The 16,284-nt window shown below is 50.8% G+C and carries 15 protein-coding genes and 1 pseudogene; 11 read left to right on the top strand and 5 right to left on the bottom strand.

What is annotated here, in order from left to right:
- The 6 genes from cheB to flhE all read left to right on the top strand — a co-directional run bounded on the left by cheB (position 1) and on the right by flhE (position 5,922).
- Positions 1–1,050 carry a protein-glutamate methylesterase/protein glutamine deamidase gene (cheB, locus tag BEB54_RS03785; protein WP_105276927.1) on the top strand — a complete coding sequence of 350 codons (1,050 nt, stop codon included), beginning with the start codon at positions 1–3 and terminating at the stop codon, positions 1,048–1,050.
- A gap of 14 nt (positions 1,051–1,064) precedes the next feature.
- On the top strand, positions 1,065–1,454 hold the full coding sequence (gene cheY / locus BEB54_RS03780; protein ID WP_000763867.1) for a chemotaxis response regulator CheY: 390 nt from the start codon (positions 1,065–1,067) through the stop codon (positions 1,452–1,454).
- A gap of 10 nt (positions 1,455–1,464) precedes the next feature.
- A complete protein-coding gene (gene cheZ / locus BEB54_RS03775) occupies positions 1,465–2,109 on the top strand; it encodes a protein phosphatase CheZ (protein WP_000983609.1) in 645 nt (214 codons plus the stop codon).
- A 201-nt stretch (positions 2,110–2,310) separates the two neighbouring features.
- Positions 2,311–3,459: a flagellar biosynthesis protein FlhB gene (flhB, locus tag BEB54_RS03770; RefSeq protein WP_032184435.1), complete on the top strand. Its 1,149-nt coding sequence runs from the start codon at positions 2,311–2,313 to the stop codon at positions 3,457–3,459.
- Positions 3,452–5,530 (top strand): flagellar biosynthesis protein FlhA, encoded by a 2,079-nt coding sequence (gene flhA / locus BEB54_RS03765; protein WP_000066967.1) that lies wholly within the window; start codon positions 3,452–3,454, stop codon positions 5,528–5,530. The genes flhB and flhA overlap by 8 nt, the downstream gene beginning before the upstream one ends.
- Complete coding sequence (gene flhE / locus BEB54_RS03760; protein WP_001202066.1) at positions 5,530–5,922, top strand: flagellar protein FlhE; 393 nt, start codon at positions 5,530–5,532, stop codon at positions 5,920–5,922. The genes flhA and flhE overlap by 1 nt, the downstream gene beginning before the upstream one ends.
- Before the next feature lie 120 nt (positions 5,923–6,042).
- Here the strand turns inward: flhE and BEB54_RS03755 are convergent.
- Positions 6,043–6,532: pseudogene (locus tag BEB54_RS03755) on the bottom strand (lysozyme inhibitor LprI family protein).
- Positions 6,533–6,622: 90 nt separating this feature from the next.
- Between BEB54_RS03755 and yecV the strand changes: the two are divergent.
- On the top strand, positions 6,623–6,667 hold the full coding sequence (yecV, locus tag BEB54_RS29210) for a protein YecV (protein WP_211180499.1): 45 nt from the start codon (positions 6,623–6,625) through the stop codon (positions 6,665–6,667).
- A gap of 41 nt (positions 6,668–6,708) precedes the next feature.
- Here yecV and argS read toward each other — a convergent pair whose 3' ends face one another.
- Positions 6,709–8,442 (bottom strand): arginine--tRNA ligase, encoded by a 1,734-nt coding sequence (gene argS / locus BEB54_RS03750; protein ID WP_001025314.1) that lies wholly within the window; start codon positions 8,440–8,442, stop codon positions 6,709–6,711.
- Positions 8,443–8,657: 215 nt separating this feature from the next.
- On the opposite strand from argS, the gene BEB54_RS03740 reads away from it, so the two are divergent.
- From BEB54_RS03740 to torZ, 4 genes are all read left to right on the top strand, one after another.
- Positions 8,658–9,224, top strand: a complete 567-nt coding sequence (locus BEB54_RS03740) for a VOC family protein (protein ID WP_032184433.1) — start codon at positions 8,658–8,660, stop codon at positions 9,222–9,224.
- A 13-nt stretch (positions 9,225–9,237) separates the two neighbouring features.
- Positions 9,238–9,984, top strand: coding sequence for a copper homeostasis protein CutC (cutC, locus tag BEB54_RS03735; protein ID WP_001185733.1), 747 nt, complete (start codon positions 9,238–9,240; stop codon positions 9,982–9,984).
- A gap of 385 nt (positions 9,985–10,369) precedes the next feature.
- The gene (locus tag BEB54_RS03730) at positions 10,370–11,470 is read left to right on the top strand and encodes a NapC/NirT family cytochrome c (RefSeq protein ID WP_032184432.1); all 1,101 of its coding nucleotides are present in this window, start codon (positions 10,370–10,372) and stop codon (positions 11,468–11,470) included.
- A gap of 24 nt (positions 11,471–11,494) precedes the next feature.
- A complete protein-coding gene (torZ, locus tag BEB54_RS03725; protein ID WP_105276928.1) occupies positions 11,495–13,924 on the top strand; it encodes a trimethylamine N-oxide reductase TorZ in 2,430 nt (809 codons plus the stop codon).
- Positions 13,925–14,088: 164 nt separating this feature from the next.
- Here torZ and cmoB read toward each other — a convergent pair whose 3' ends face one another.
- From cmoB to BEB54_RS03710, 3 genes are read right to left on the bottom strand one after another with little or no spacing between them, the layout of a single operon-like run.
- The gene (gene cmoB / locus BEB54_RS03720; RefSeq protein ID WP_000564729.1) at positions 14,089–15,060 is read right to left on the bottom strand and encodes a tRNA 5-methoxyuridine(34)/uridine 5-oxyacetic acid(34) synthase CmoB; all 972 of its coding nucleotides are present in this window, start codon (positions 15,058–15,060) and stop codon (positions 14,089–14,091) included.
- On the bottom strand, positions 15,057–15,800 hold the full coding sequence (cmoA, locus tag BEB54_RS03715; protein WP_000019597.1) for a carboxy-S-adenosyl-L-methionine synthase CmoA: 744 nt from the start codon (positions 15,798–15,800) through the stop codon (positions 15,057–15,059). Before cmoA ends, cmoB begins: the two co-directional genes overlap by 4 nt.
- A gap of 40 nt (positions 15,801–15,840) precedes the next feature.
- Positions 15,841–16,236, bottom strand: a complete 396-nt coding sequence (locus BEB54_RS03710; protein WP_000252980.1) for an MAPEG family protein — start codon at positions 16,234–16,236, stop codon at positions 15,841–15,843.
- Positions 16,237–16,284 lie beyond the last annotated feature (48 nt).

The following is a 16,284-nucleotide window of genomic DNA, read 5'->3' as shown; positions in this document are numbered from 1 at the left end:
ATGAGCAAAATCAGGGTGTTATCTGTCGATGATTCGGCACTAATGCGCCAGATCATGACAGAAATCATCAACAGCCATAGCGACATGGAAATGGTGGCGACCGCCCCTGACCCGCTGGTTGCGCGTGATTTGATTAAGAAATTCAATCCCGATGTATTGACGCTGGATGTTGAAATGCCGCGGATGGACGGACTGGATTTTCTCGAAAAATTAATGCGTTTGCGTCCAATACCCGTTGTGATGGTTTCTTCCCTGACCGGCAAAGGGTCAGAAGTTACGCTGCGCGCGCTGGAGCTGGGGGCGATAGATTTTGTCACCAAACCGCAGTTAGGTATTCGCGAAGGAATGCTGGCGTATAGCGAAATGATTGCTGAAAAGGTACGCACGGCAGCAAAGGCGAGCCTTGCGGCACATAAACCATTGTCGGCACCGACAACGCTGAAAGCGGGGCCGTTGTTGAGTTCTGAAAAACTGATTGCGATTGGTGCTTCAACGGGGGGAACTGAGGCAATTCGTCACGTCCTGCAACCGTTACCGCTTTCCAGTCCGGCACTGTTAATTACCCAGCATATGCCGCCCGGTTTCACCCGCTCTTTTGCCGACAGACTTAATAAGTTGTGCCAAATCGGTGTTAAAGAAGCCGAAGACGGAGAACGCGTTCTGCCGGGGCATGCTTATATCGCACCTGGAGATCGGCATATGGAACTGGCGCGTAGCGGCGCGAATTATCAAATCAAAATCCACGATGGCCCGGCGGTTAACCGTCATCGGCCTTCGGTAGATGTGTTGTTCCATTCTGTTGCCAAACAGGCGGGGCGTAATGCGGTTGGGGTGATCCTGACCGGTATGGGCAACGACGGCGCGGCGGGAATGTTAGCGATGCGTCAGGCGGGGGCATGGACCCTTGCACAAAACGAAGCAAGTTGCGTGGTGTTCGGCATGCCGCGCGAGGCCATCAATATGGGTGGTGTTTGCGAAGTGGTCGATCTTAGCCAGGTAAGCCAGCAAATGCTGGCGAAAATCAGTGCCGGACAGGCGATACGTATTTAAATCAGGAGTGTGAAATGGCGGATAAAGAACTTAAATTTTTGGTTGTGGATGACTTTTCCACCATGCGACGCATTGTGCGTAACCTACTGAAAGAGCTGGGATTCAATAATGTTGAGGAAGCGGAAGATGGCGTCGACGCCCTCAATAAGTTGCAGGCAGGCGGTTATGGATTTGTTATCTCCGACTGGAACATGCCCAACATGGATGGCCTGGAATTGCTGAAAACGATTCGTGCGGATGGCGCGATGTCGGCATTGCCGGTGTTAATGGTGACTGCAGAAGCGAAGAAAGAGAACATCATTGCTGCGGCGCAAGCGGGGGCCAGTGGCTATGTGGTGAAGCCATTTACCGCCGCGACGCTGGAGGAAAAACTCAACAAAATCTTTGAGAAACTGGGCATGTGAGGATGCGACTATGATGCAACCATCAATCAAACCTGCTGACGAGCATTCAGCTGGCGATATCATTGCGCGCATCGGCAGCCTGACGCGTATGTTGCGCGACAGTTTGCGCGAGCTGGGGCTGGATCAGGCAATTGCCGAAGCGGCGGAAGCCATCCCCGATGCCCGCGATCGTTTGTACTATGTTGTGCAGATGACTGCCCAGGCTGCAGAGCGGGCGCTGAACAGTGTTGAAGCGTCACAACCACATCAGGATCAAATGGAGAAATCAGCAAAAGCATTAACCCAACGTTGGGATGATTGGTTTGCCGATCCGATTGACCTTGCCGATGCCCGTGAACTGGTGACAGATACGCGGCAATTTCTGGCAGATGTCCCCGCGCATACCAGCTTTACTAACGCGCAACTACTGGAAATCATGATGGCGCAGGATTTTCAGGACCTCACCGGACAGGTCATTAAGCGGATGATGGATGTCATTCAGGAGATCGAACGTCAATTGCTGATGGTGCTGTTGGAAAACATCCCGGAACAGGAGTCGCGTCCAAAACGTGAAAACCAGAGTTTGCTTAATGGACCTCAGGTTGATACCAGCAAAGCCGGTGTGGTAGCCAGTCAGGATCAGGTAGACGATTTGTTGGATAGTCTTGGATTTTGATTTGTATTGCCTGATGTGGCGTGACCGCGTCATATCAGGCGGTCGGATAACGCGATGACGCTGCAACCGACAAACGCATACTATGCTTGATGTGTGGCAGCAAAAGCCCTAAATCCCGCCTGTTTTGCCCCTTACTCAAACCATTGAACGCTTTGCGCTCTGGCATCATTTACGCTTAATACTCTTTCCAGGATTGGCGACGTGTCTGACGAGAGCGACGACAAAACAGAAGCCCCCACACCCCACCGACTTGAAAAAGCGCGGGAGGAAGGGCAGATCCCGCGTTCCCGTGAACTGACCTCACTGCTGATTTTGTTGGTGGGCGTTAGTGTTATCTGGTTTGGCGGTGTGTCGCTGGCCCGTCGATTGTCGGGCATGCTCTCCGCTGGGCTGCATTTTGATCACAATATTATCAATGACCCGAATCTGATCCTCGGGCAGATTATTCTGCTGATCAGAGAAGCCATGCTGGCGCTGCTGCCACTGATTAGCGGCGTGGTGCTGGTGGCGCTCATTTCTCCGGTCATGCTGGGAGGGCTGGTATTTAGCGGAAAATCCTTGCAGCCGAAGTTTTCCAAACTCAACCCACTACCGGGAATTAAACGGATATTCTCGGCACAGACTGGCGCGGAGTTGCTTAAAGCGATTTTGAAAACCATCCTGGTTGGCAGCGTGACGGGGTTTTATCTCTGGCATCACTGGCCGCAGATGATGCGCTTAATGGCTGAGTCTCCGATTACTGCCATGGGTAATGCGATGGATCTGGTTGGGCTATGCGCACTGCTGGTGGTGCTTGGTGTTATTCCGATGGTGGGATTTGACGTTTTTTTCCAAATCTTTAGCCACCTGAAAAAACTGCGTATGTCGCGGCAGGATATTCGTGATGAGTTTAAACAAAGCGAAGGCGACCCTCATGTTAAGGGGCGGATCCGTCAGATGCAGCGAGCTGCCGCACGGCGTCGGATGATGAACGATGTGCCGAAAGCGGATGTCATTGTCAATAACCCGACCCACTATTCGGTAGCGTTGCAGTATGACGAAAACAAAATGAGCGCACCGAAAGTGGTCGCTAAAGGTGCAGGGCTGGTCGCACTGCGCATTCGTGAAATTGGCGCTGAAAATAACGTCCCTACGCTTGAAGCGCCGCCGCTGGCGCGAGCGCTGTATCGACATGCGGAGATCGGTCAACAAATCCCGGGTCAACTGTACGCCGCAGTGGCGGAAGTGCTGGCCTGGGTCTGGCAACTGAAACGCTGGCGTCTGGCTGGTGGACAGCGCCCTGTACAACCTACTCATCTTCCGGTGCCGGAAGCCCTGGATTTTATTAACGAGAAACCGACCCATGAGTAATCTGGCCGCGATGCTGCGCCTGCCCGCAAACCTGAAATCGACACAATGGCAGATCCTTGCCGGACCGATTTTGATCCTGTTGATCTTGTCGATGATGGTGCTGCCACTGCCCGCATTCATACTCGACCTGCTGTTCACCTTCAATATTGCCTTGTCGATCATGGTGTTGCTGGTCGCGATGTTTACCCAGCGCACGCTCGAGTTTGCTGCGTTTCCAACCATTCTGTTGTTTACCACCCTGTTACGTCTGGCACTTAACGTGGCTTCAACCCGTATCATTTTGATGGAAGGGCATACTGGCGCGGCGGCGGCAGGGAAGGTGGTCGAAGCGTTCGGTCACTTCCTCGTTGGTGGCAATTTCGCTATCGGTATCGTGGTGTTCGTCATTCTCGTGATCATCAACTTTATGGTTATTACCAAAGGTGCCGGGCGTATCGCAGAAGTAGGCGCGCGCTTTGTTCTCGATGGTATGCCAGGAAAGCAGATGGCGATTGATGCCGACCTTAACGCCGGACTGATTGGTGAAGATGAGGCGAAAAAACGCCGCAGTGAAGTCACTCAGGAAGCCGATTTTTACGGCTCAATGGACGGGGCAAGTAAGTTTGTTCGCGGCGATGCCATCGCCGGGATCCTCATCATGGTCATTAACGTTGTCGGCGGATTGCTGGTCGGTGTGCTGCAACATGGCATGAGCATGGGACATGCGGCGGAAAGTTATACGCTATTGACCATTGGTGACGGTCTGGTAGCACAAATTCCGGCGCTGGTGATTTCTACCGCCGCGGGGGTTATCGTTACGCGCGTCAGCACTGATCAGGATGTTGGCGAACAGATGGTGAATCAGCTTTTCAGTAACCCGAGCGTTATGTTGTTAAGCGCCGCCGTGCTCGGTTTACTCGGCCTGGTGCCTGGAATGCCGAACCTGGTATTTTTGCTGTTCACTGCCGGATTGCTGGGGCTGGCCTGGTGGATCCGCGGACGCGAACAAAAAGCGCCTGCCGAACCAAAACCGGTAAAAATGGCAGAGAATAATGCCGTTGTCGAAGCAACGTGGAACGATGTTCAACTGGAAGATTCTCTGGGAATGGAAGTGGGTTATCGACTGATCCCGATGGTCGATTTTCAGCAGGATGGTGAACTACTGGGTCGTATTCGCAGTATTCGCAAGAAATTTGCTCAGGAAATGGGCTTTCTGCCGCCGGTAGTACACATTCGCGACAATATGGATCTGCAACCTGCCCGCTACCGTATTTTGATGAAAGGCGTGGAGATAGGCAGTGGTGATGCATATCCGGGGCGCTGGTTGGCAATAAACCCAGGTACCGCAGCTGGAACGTTACCAGGAGAGGCGACCGTCGATCCGGCGTTTGGTCTGAATGCTATCTGGATTGAAAGTGCGCTAAAAGAACAGGCGCAGATTCAAGGTTATACCGTGGTTGAGGCCAGCACGGTGGTGGCTACGCATCTTAACCACCTCATAAGCCAGCATGCCGCAGAGCTGTTTGGTCGTCAGGAGGCGCAGCAGCTGCTGGATCGTGTCGCTCAGGAGATGCCAAAGCTGACGGAAGATCTCGTTCCTGGCGTCGTCACGCTCACCACACTGCATAAAGTGCTGCAAAATCTCCTCGATGAAAAAGTCCCGATTCGCGATATGCGCACTATTCTCGAAACGCTGGCGGAACATGCGCCCATCCAAAGCGATCCACATGAATTAACCGCCGTCGTGCGCGTGGCGTTAGGACGGGCTATAACCCAGCAGTGGTTTCCTGGCAAAGATGAAGTCCATGTTATTGGCCTCGATACACCGCTGGAACGTTTGTTACTACAGGCCTTGCAGGGTGGGGGCGGACTGGAGCCTGGGCTGGCGGATCGTTTACTGGCACAAACTCAGGAAGCGCTATCCCGTCAGGAGATGCTGGGTGCGCCGCCAGTATTATTGGTGAACCACGCGCTGCGACCATTATTGTCTCGCTTCCTGCGTCGCAGCCTGCCGCAGTTAGTGGTGCTGTCGAATCTGGAACTATCAGATAACCGACATATCCGTATGACGGCGACGATTGGCGGCAAATAATGAGAGCCTTATTAGCAATATTATTGTTTCCGCTGCTGGCGCAAGCCGCCGGGGAGGGGATGTGGCAGGCGAGCAGTGTGGGCGTTACGTTGAATCACCGTGGTGAATCGATGTCGTCAGCGCCTCTTTCTTCGCGACAACCTGCATCAGGATTGATGACGCTGGTTGCGTGGCGTTATCAGCTTATCGGCCCAACTCCCGTAGGGCTGCGGGTTCGCTTGTGTTCACAATCTCGTTGTGTCGAATTAGAGGGGCAGAGCGGAACCACCGTGGCCTTTTCCGGTATACCGGCGGCAGAACCGTTGCGATTTATCTGGGAAGTGCCTGGCGGCGGGCGGTTAATTCCGCCGCTAAAAGTACAACGTAATGAAGTGATTGTGAATTATCGCTGAAGGACAAATAAAAATTACGCGCTCGCGGCATGTTTAATAACTCAGTGAAAAAGGCTCGATGTTTTGTTGCAATTATTTATCAGGAATAGCTTACAACAAAACATGCCAAAAATATGTGAATTATCCTCTTGTCAAAGGGCTTGGATAAAAATCTTCAGAGTTACGGTATAACTGCAACTGGCGAGTTCGCGTATTGGTCTGTATGATCATACATGAGAGCCATTCTGATTCAGAATAAGGGGCACTTAAATCCTGAACGTCTTCATTTGAAAGGATTAATTCACATTCTTTGTCCCTAAAATCCAGCCAGGCTCGTTGTGATTTTTTTAAGCAAGTTAAGTTGTTCGGTATCAGGTTTTTTGGCACCTGTGCGTGGTACTTGTTCTATATAACGATAAGCTTCACCATAAGCTTTATTTAATTGCGCATCGACGAGATTGTATTCTTGTCGCAGGCATGATTTGATCACGTTAATGTCAGTATCATCATCTGAATTTTTTTGCCAACAATCTTTGATGGCTGAAATGTCATGGTCATTGACTATAACCGTATCTTCTGCGTAAGCCTGGCAAGAGATAATGCCTAATGTTAATACAAGAAATTTAAACACTGCGGTATTCCTTAAATTCAACCGTTATCGTTTCCCTGGGGCCGGATATTACGCTTCTGGCCTCTTATCCAATAGTGAGAAAATAGTGGCATGTCCATTTTCAGAATACATTTAGATGGCAATAAAAAAGCCTGATCAGGTAACCCTGATCAGGCTTCACTCTCACGAAAAATCGATTACATACGCTCTACTGTCTCAATACCCAGCGTATCCAGGCCCAGCTTCAGCGTCTTCGCCGTCAGTTGTGCCAGTTTCAGACGACTGTTACGCACTTCTTCGTTTTCTGCGCTGAGGATCGGGCAGTGCTCGTAGAAGCCAGAGAACAGACCGGCCAGATCGTACAGGTAAGCACACATCACGTGCGGCGTGCCTTCACGGGCAACCACGGTGAGGGTTTCTTCAAACTGCAGCAGGCGAGCTGCCAGTTGCGCTTCACGATCTTCACGGATGATTACCGGAGCTGCAGCCAGTTGCTCTTCGTCAATTTCTGCTTTACGGAACACGGACAATACACGCGTGTAAGCATACTGCATGTATGGCGCGGTATTACCCTCAAACGCCAGCATGTTGTCCCAGTCGAAGATGTAGTCCGTGGTGCGGTTTTTGGAGAGATCTGCGTATTTCACCGCACCAATACCAACCGCATTAGCCAGTTTTTCCAGCTCATCGGCTGGCATATCCGGGTTCTTCTCTGCCACCAGACGGCGTGCGCGTTCCAGGGCTTCATCCAGCAGATCGGCCAGTTTCACCGTACCGCCAGCACGCGTTTTGAACGGTTTGCCGTCTTTGCCCAGCATCATGCCGAACATATGGTGTTCCAGCGGTACGGATTCCGGCACATAGCCTGCTTTACGGACGATCGCCCACGCCTGCATCAGGTGTTGATGCTGACGGGAGTCGATGTAATACAGCACGCGATCGGCATGCAATGTTTCATAACGATATTTAGCACAGGCGATATCAGTGGTGGTGTAGAGATAGCCACCATCTTTCTTCTGAATGATCACGCCCATCGGTTCGCCTTCCTTGTTTTTGAACTCATCAAGGAATACGACGGTTGCGCCTTCGCTTTCTACAGCCAGACCTTTGGCTTTGAGATCAGCCACGATACCCGGCAGCATCGGGTTGTACAGGCTTTCGCCCATCACGTCATCACGAGTCAGCGTCACGTTCAGACGATCGTAGGTGATCTGGTTCTGCGTCATGGTGATGTCGACCAGTTTGCGCCACATCTCACGGAAGTATTCGTCACCGCTTTGCAGTTTTACCACGTAGTTACGTGCACGCTCAGCGAACGCTTCATCTTCATCGTAATGCTTTTTCGCATCGCGGTAGAAACCTTCAAGGTCAGCCAGCTCCATTTCACCGGCATTTTCCTGCTGCTGCTTTTCCAGCCATGCAATCAGCATACCGAACTGAGTGCCCCAGTCGCCGACGTGGTTTGCGCGAATCACTTTGTGACCGAGGAACTCCAGAGTACGCACTGCTGCGTCGCCAATAATGGTAGAGCGCAGGTGACCGACGTGCATCTCTTTCGCCACGTTTGGCGCAGAGTAGTCAACCACAATAGTCTGTTTTTCTGGCGTCGCAACACCGAGACGATCGGACGCCAGCGCCTGCTGAACATGTTCAGCCAGGAATGCCGGATCAAGGAAAATGTTGATAAAGCCTGGTCCGGCGATCTCAACCTTGCTGGCGATACCGTTAAGATCCAGATGAGTCAGCACCTGCTCTGCTAATTGTCGCGGTGCCATACCCAGTTTTTTAGCAACTGCCATCATGCCGTTAGCCTGATAGTCGCCGAACTGAACTTTTGCTGACTGACGAACCTGCGGTTCGCAATCCGCAGGCGCGCCTGCCGCAATCATGGCCTGACGGACTTTTTCTGAGAGAAGAGCCTGAATATTCACCGGAATACCTTACATTGATGAAGCGAGCAAAAATTGCCCGCACCAGTTAAAGAAATTAGGGCGGGAGTATACTGCAAATGGCTGTTTTCGTCAGCAACGTGCGCGTGGTGTATTGCCGTTTTCACTATTGCATCAGAAGCGGCGTGAAATCAGCGGTTGGTTGGCGCAGGGCAACAGGGTAAATTAACGCTTTTACTGAAAGACGAAGAGTGATTATGGCGAACTGGCAATCTATCGACGAGCTGCAGGATATTGCATCGGATTTACCGCGATTTACCCACGCATTAGATGAACTTTCCCGCCGTCTGGGGTTGGATATCACTCCACTGACTGCCGATCACATTTCTTTGCGTTGCCATCAAAACGTCACCGCTGAACGCTGGCGTCGCGGGTTTGAACAGTGCGGCGAGCTTTTGTCAGAAAATATGATCAATAGCAGGCCGATTTGTCTGTTTAAATTGCATGAACCGGTACAGGTTGCGCACTGGCAGTTTTCCATTGTCGAGCTACCGTGGCCCGGGGAAAAACGTTACCCGCACGAAGGTTGGGAACATATTGAAATCGTTCTGCCGGGCGATCCAGAAACGCTGAATTCCCGTGCGCTGGCATTGCTTTCTGATGAAGGACTCAGCCTGCCGGGGATCTCAGTTAAAACCAGTTCGCCAAAAGGTGAGCATGAGCGATTACCGAACCCGACGCTGGCGGTCACCGATGGCAAAACGACCATTAAATTTCATCCGTGGTCCATTGAAGAGATCGTTGCCAGCGAGCAGTCGGCGTAATTAAGGAGCAAAAATGGCATTACTGGAAATTTGCTGTTACAGCATGGAATGCGCGCTAACGGCGCAGCAAAACGGCGCAGACAGAGTTGAATTATGCGCAGCCCCAAAAGAGGGGGGCTTAACGCCGTCGTTGGGGGTATTGAAATCCGTGCGCCAGCGGGTGACGATCCCTGTGCATCCAATTATTCGCCCACGCGGTGGTGATTTTTGCTACAGCGACGGTGAGTTTGCCGCCATTCTTGAGGATGTGCGCACAGTCCGCGAATTAGGTTTTCCTGGACTGGTGACGGGCGTTCTCGATGTTGACGGGAATGTCGATATGCCACGAATGGAAAAAATAATGGCTGCTGCCGGTCCGCTGGCAGTGACTTTTCATCGCGCCTTCGATATGTGCGCTAACCCTTTAAATACACTCAATAATCTTGCGGAATTGGGCGTTGCTCGGGTACTGACATCAGGGCAAAAATCAGACGCACTGCAAGGTTTATCAAAAATTATGGAACTTATTGCCCATGGTGATGCTCCAATCATTATGGCCGGAGCAGGAGTCCGTGCAGAAAACCTGCACCACTTCCTCGATGCCGGAGTGCTGGAAGTCCATAGCTCCGCGGGAGCGTGGCAAGCCTCACCAATGCGTTATCGTAATCAAGGATTGTCCATGTCATCAGATGCACACGCGGACGAGTATTCGCGTTATGTCGTAGACGGGGCGGCGGTTGCTGAAATGAAAGGAATCATTGAACGCCGTCAGGCCAAATGATTTTTACCGTTGCATCATGTCGCCCAATATGATGCTTGCTCGTACCAGGCCCCTGCAATTTCAACAGGGGCCTTTTTTTATCCCCGAGAAGTATAAAAAACGAACGATTTCTGTAATCAGTTGAGCGCGTGACAGTGCGCATAGCGTTGTGCTAAAAATTTTTATATATTCATATTAATTATGTAATTTAAATTACTAAAACTGACAAATATATATTCTAAATAACAACTGAGTTATTCCTTAGCAATTAATGATTACATTGTAATAAATCATATTCTTTATCGATTATTTCAGGCAGTGTTGTGCCGAATTATGCAAGCGGTCAATTCGTTGTATATTTAATTATACAATGATTTCGGTGTTCTGGAATTAATTAGAGGAATCTATGCGAGGGAAAAAACGCATTGGGTTATTATTTTTGCTGATAACGGTTGTGGTTGGTGGCGGCGGGTTATTACTGGCGCAAAAAGCCTTACATAAAACGTCGGATACCGCATTTTGCCTTTCCTGCCACTCGATGAGTAAACCTTTTGAGGAATATCAGGGAACTGTCCACTTTTCTAACCAGAAAGGGATACGTGCGGAATGTGCCGATTGCCATATTCCAAAGTCAGGGGTGGATTATTTATTTGCTAAATTAAAAGCTTCTAAAGATATTTATCATGAATTTGTTAGCGGCAAAATAGACAGTGACGATAAGTTCGAAGCGCATCGTCAGGAAATGGCCGAAACAGTATGGAAAGAATTAAAAGCAACTGATTCTGCAACGTGTCGTAGTTGCCATTCTTTTGATGCCATGGATATTGCCTCGCAAAGTGAATCTGCGCAGAAAATGCATAACAAAGCGCAAAAGGACGGCGAAACCTGTATCGATTGTCATAAAGGCATTGCCCATTTTCCACCAGAAATAAAAATGGATGACAACGCGGCGCATGAGCTGGAAAGTCAGGCCGCTACTTCAGTTACCAATGGCGCACATATTTATCCTTTCAAAACTTCTCGCATAGGCGAGCTGGCTACCGTGAATCCTGGTACCGATCTCACCGTCGTTGATGCCAGTGGCAAACAGCCGATCGTTCTGTTGCAGGGTTATCAAATGCAGGGCAGTGAAAACACGCTCTACCTGGCGGCAGGTCAACGGCTGGCGCTAGCCACATTAAGTGAAGAAGGTATCAAGGCGTTAACGGTAAACGGGGAATGGCAGGCTGACGAATACGGCAATCAATGGCGTCAGGCGTCTTTACAGGGTGTGCTTACCGATCCCGCATTAGCGGACCGTAAACCGCTATGGCAATACGCTGAAAAACTTGACGATACCTATTGCGCTGGTTGCCATGCCCCTATTGCCTCCGACCATTACACCGTCAATGCATGGCCGTCCATTGCCAAAGGAATGGGTGCGCGAACCAGCATGAGCGAAAACGAACTGGACATTTTGACGCGGTACTTCCAGTACAACGCCAAAGATATTACCGAGAAACAGTGATCCTCGTTGATCAGGGAGGAAGTTATGACATTAACAAGACGTGAATTTATTAAACACAGCGGTATTGCCGCTGGGGCGCTGGTGGTGACATCGGCTGCACCGCTACCCGCATGGGCAGAAGAGAAGGGGGGCAAAATCCTCACCGCGGGCCGTTGGGGAGCGATGAACGTAGAAGTGAAGGACGGGAAGATTGTTTCTTCGACAGGCGCGCTGGCGAAAACCATACCGAACTCCTTACAGTCTACGGCGGCGGATCAGGTACATACAACGGCGCGTATTCAGCATCCGATGGTGAGAAAAAGCTATCTCGATAATCCACTACAACCGGCGAAAGGTCGTGGCGAAGATACCTATGTACAGGTGAGCTGGGAACAAGCATTAAAACTGATTCATGGGCAACACGATCGTATTCGTAAAGCTAACGGACCATCGGCCATTTTTGCCGGATCTTACGGCTGGCGCTCTTCTGGCGTGTTGCATAAAGCGCAAACCTTACTGCAACGTTATATGAATCTTGCGGGCGGTTATTCAGGGCATAGCGGCGATTATTCAACCGGGGCGGCACAGGTAATCATGCCGCACGTGGTGGGTTCCGTGGAGGTGTATGAACAGCAGACCTCCTGGCCACTGATTCTGGAAAACAGTCAGGTGGTGGTGTTGTGGGGGATGAACCCGCTGAATACCTTAAAAATTGCCTGGAGCAGTACCGATGAGCAAGGGCTGGAATACTTCCATCAGCTGAAAAAATCTGGCAAACCAGTGATTGCTATCGACCCTATTCGTTCCGAAACTATTGAGTTCTTTGGCGACAATGCTACCTGGATCGCGCCAAATATGGGCACCGACGTGGCGCTGATGTTGGGGATTGCACATACCCTGATGACACTAGGCAAACACGATAAAGTGTTCCTTGAAAAATACACCACCGGGTATCCGCAGTTTGAAGAGTATCTGACAGGTAAGAGCGATAATACGCCGAAGAGCGCGGCCTGGGCGGCGGAAATTACTGGCGTAGCGGAAGCGCAGATAGTCAAACTCGCTGAACTGATGGCGGCAAATCGCACAATGCTGATGGCAGGCTGGGGAATTCAGCGCCAGCAATATGGTGAACAGAAACACTGGATGCTGGTGACGCTGGCGGCGATGTTAGGGCAGATTGGTACACCGGGCGGCGGGTTTGGTTTCTCTTATCATTACTCAAACGGTGGCAACCCGACGCATGTTGGCGGAGTGCTGCCGGAAATGTCTGCGGCGATTGCCGGACAGGCCAGCGAGGCCGCTGATGATGGCGGAATGACGGCGATTCCTGTCGCCCGTATTGTTGATGCGCTGGAAAATCCTGGCGGCAAATATCAGCATAACGGTAAAGAACAAACGTATCCGAATATCAAAATGATCTGGTGGGCGGGTGGCGGTAACTTTACCCATCACCAGGATACTAATCGTCTGATTAAAGCATGGCAGAAACCGGAGATGATCGTCGTTTCTGAATGCTACTGGACCGCAGCTGCTAAACATGCAGATATCGTATTACCGATCACCACATCGTTTGAGCGCAATGACTTGACGATGACCGGTGATTACAGCAACCAGCATATTGTACCGATGAAGCAGGCTGTCGCTCCGCAATTTGAAGCGCGTAACGATTTTGATGTGTTTGCCGATCTTGCTGAATTACTCAAACCTGGCGGAAAAGAGATCTATACCGAAGGTAGAGATGAAATGGCGTGGCTGAAATTTTTCTATGATGCCGCTCAGAAAGGTGCGCGTGCGCAACGCGTGACTATGCCGATGTTTAATGCTTTCTGGCAGCAAAATAAACTGATCGAAATGCGCCGCAGCGAGAAGAACGAACAGTACGTTCGTTATGCTGATTTCCGCGCCGATCCGGTGAAAAATGCGCTGGGTACGCCAAGCGGCAAAATTGAGATCTACTCTAAAACGCTGGAAAAATTTGGCTATAAGGATTGTCCGGCACACCCAACCTGGCTTGCGCCTGATGAGTGGAAGGGTGCCGCCGACGAGAAACAGTTGCAGCTTCTGACCGCGCATCCGGCACACCGTTTACACAGTCAGCTTAACTATGCTGAGTTGCGTAAAAAATATGCGGTTGCCGATCGTGAACCGATCACTATTCACACCGAAGATGCTGCTCGCTTTGGTATTGCGAATGGCGATCTGGTGCGTGTCTGGAACAAACGTGGTCAGATTCTGACAGGCGCGGTGGTGACTGACGGGATCAAAAAAGGCGTGGTATGCGTGCATGAAGGTGCATGGCCAGATCTGGAAAATGGCTTGTGTAAAAACGGCAGTGCGAACGTGTTAACGGCGGATATCCCCAGCTCTCAGCTGGCAAATGCCTGTGCCGGTAACTCTGCGCTGGTGTATATCGAAAAATATACGGGCAATGCACCGAAGTTAACGGCGTTTGATCAGCCAGCTGTTCAGGCATAAGACGTGAAAAGCGCCCGGAAACGGGCGCTGAGGTTATGCAAACGTAAAACTGCCTGATGCGCTATGCTTATCAGACCTACATAGTCCCTGCAACATATTGAATTACAAAGGCTTTGTAGGCCGGATAAGGCGTTCACGCCGCATCCGGCAGTAATACCAGACCTTTACGGCTTGCGCGCAATCAGTACCGCGCGTTTAGGCGCAGGATAGCCTTCCACCGTTTTACCCGGATCATGTGGGTCGAGGAAATCGGACAGAGACTCGGTGACCATCCATTCGGTGCGTCGCTGCTCTTCGGTCGTGGTAACGCTCACATCCGCAATGCGGATATCAACAAAACCACACTTCTTCAGCCAGTTTTTCAACGCCAGGGCTGACGGGATGAAATAAACATTACGCATTTGCGCGTAACGATCGCCTGGCACCAGGACGGTATTTTCATCGCCATCAATAACCAGTGTTTCCAGCACCAGTTCACCTTCATTCACCAGTTGATCTTTTAACTGCCAGAGATGCTCCAGCGGTGAACGACGATGATAAAGTACGCCCATCGAAAAGACGGTATCAAAGGCTTTCAGCGCCGGAAGTTGTTCAATCCCTAAGGGCAACAGATGCGCCCGTTGGTCGTTACCCAATAGTTTACGCACCGCTTCAAACTGGCATAGGAACAGTTGCGTAGGGTCGATACCCACCGCCAGATGTGCGCCTGCGCCAATCATGCGCCACATGTGATAACCGCTGCCGCAGCCGACATCAAGAATGGTGCGCCCGGTTAAATCAGAAAGATGGGGCAGAACACGATCCCATTTCCAGTCAGAACGCCATTCGGTATCGATGTTCACGCCATACAGTGAAAACGGCCCTTTGCGCCACGGCATGAGGTTGCGCATCAGTGTTTCAATGCGTTTAATCTGCCCTGCGCTCAGTGGCTCTTCGCTTTCGGCGGTTACGCTATGCAATAAATCCAGACGATACGGTTTAATTTCAGGCAGAAATTCCACCGCGTTGGACCACTGCTTAAACAGCCCGTGCTGCTGCTCGCGCTGCCAGTTAGCAATCTGCGCGGGCAGTGTTTCGAGCCAGTGTGAAAGATGATTTTTGGCAATCAGAGAATAAAAGTTACCAAAGTCGATCATGCAGCGTCCTCTGCTTTTAATGCCACCAGTGAACCAAAGTTAAAGCACTGGAACCACAGCTCGCTATGCTCAAAACCAGCTTGATGCAGGCGTGCTTTATGGGTTTCCACAGAATCGGTTAGCATCACGTTTTCCAGCATGCTGCGCTTCTGGCTGATCTCCAGTTCGCTGTAACCGTTGGCACGTTTAAAGTCGTGGTGCATGTTGAACAGCAGTTCACCAACTTTGGCATCTTCGAAACTGAATTTTTCTGAAAGCACCAGCGCGCCGCCCGGATTCAGCCCTTGATAAATTTTATCCAGTAACGCCTGACGCTCTGAAGGTTCCAGGAATTGCAGGGTAAAATTCAGCACAACCATCGATGCGTTTTCAATGGTGATATCGCGAATATCACCTTCAATAACGTCTACTGGCGTAGGGGCTTTATAAGCGTCAATATGACGACGGCAGCGTTCAATCATCGCCGGAGAGTTGTCGATGGCGATAATTTTGCAATTATCATGATGAATATTGCGACGCACTGAGAGCGTCGCCGCGCCCAGAGAACAACCCAGATCGTAAACCTGCGTACCAGGTTGAACGAAGCGTTCGGCTAACATACCAATCATGGAAATAATATTGGAGTAGCCGGGAACGGAACGCTGGATCATATCCGGGAAGACTTCGGCTACCCGTTCATCAAAGGTCCAGTCGCCCAGTCTGGCGATAGGGGCAGAAAATAGCGTGTCGCGGTGAGACATAACGTAAAAATCCGGGAAAAAGAAAGTGGCGTATTGTGCGCTAACGCAGGGAGAAAACCAACTCCCAGGGCATATACCAAAGATTCGCCAGCACCATCAGCAACAGCGCACACCAGGTGGCGCTCATGCCAGAACGTCGCCAGCGGAACAGACGGTGATGAAAACCGTAATAATGCATCAGACGACCAGCAAGCAAAACGATGCCGCAAATATGCACCATCCAGGTTTCTGCGCCATTCATTTCCATAAACAGCATCAACACAATCGCGATGGGAATATATTCCACCGCGTTACCATGAATGCGAATAGCGCTTTGCAGTTCGCTAAAACCTCCGTCACCATAGGCAACGCGGTACTGCATTCGCAGGCGAACGACATCAAAAGAGAACTTCATTAATAACAACGCACTTAAAACGGCATATAGCGCGCTTACCATACAAACTCCCTTTAAAATGGCCGATGGCACCTGTCTATGATAGGTGGC

Source organism: Escherichia sp. MOD1-EC6021 (genome assembly GCF_002965245.1).
Lineage (GTDB): Bacteria > Pseudomonadota > Gammaproteobacteria > Enterobacterales > Enterobacteriaceae > Escherichia > Escherichia coli_F.
This window is presented reverse-complemented; position numbering and strand designations above follow the sequence as displayed.

Excerpts from the sequence above, each read along its gene's own strand:
- cheB (WP_105276927.1), top strand. The coding sequence starts at position 1 with ATGAGCAAAATCAGGGTGTTATCTGTCGATGATTCGGCACTAATGCGC.
- flhE (WP_001202066.1), top strand. The coding sequence starts at position 5,530 with ATGAGAGCCTTATTAGCAATATTATTGTTTCCGCTGCTGGCGCAAGCC.
- flhA (WP_000066967.1), top strand. The coding sequence starts at position 3,452 with ATGAGTAATCTGGCCGCGATGCTGCGCCTGCCCGCAAACCTGAAATCG.
- cmoA (WP_000019597.1), bottom strand. The coding sequence starts at position 15,800 with ATGTCTCACCGCGACACGCTATTTTCTGCCCCTATCGCCAGACTGGGC.
- BEB54_RS03740 (WP_032184433.1), top strand. The coding sequence starts at position 8,658 with ATGGCGAACTGGCAATCTATCGACGAGCTGCAGGATATTGCATCGGAT.
- cheY (WP_000763867.1), top strand. The coding sequence starts at position 1,065 with ATGGCGGATAAAGAACTTAAATTTTTGGTTGTGGATGACTTTTCCACC.
- cheZ (WP_000983609.1), top strand. The coding sequence starts at position 1,465 with ATGATGCAACCATCAATCAAACCTGCTGACGAGCATTCAGCTGGCGAT.
- cmoB (WP_000564729.1), bottom strand. The coding sequence starts at position 15,060 with ATGATCGACTTTGGTAACTTTTATTCTCTGATTGCCAAAAATCATCTT.
- torZ (WP_105276928.1), top strand. The coding sequence starts at position 11,495 with ATGACATTAACAAGACGTGAATTTATTAAACACAGCGGTATTGCCGCT.
- BEB54_RS03710 (WP_000252980.1), bottom strand. The coding sequence starts at position 16,236 with ATGGTAAGCGCGCTATATGCCGTTTTAAGTGCGTTGTTATTAATGAAG.
- cutC (WP_001185733.1), top strand. The coding sequence starts at position 9,238 with ATGGCATTACTGGAAATTTGCTGTTACAGCATGGAATGCGCGCTAACG.
- BEB54_RS03730 (WP_032184432.1), top strand. The coding sequence starts at position 10,370 with ATGCGAGGGAAAAAACGCATTGGGTTATTATTTTTGCTGATAACGGTT.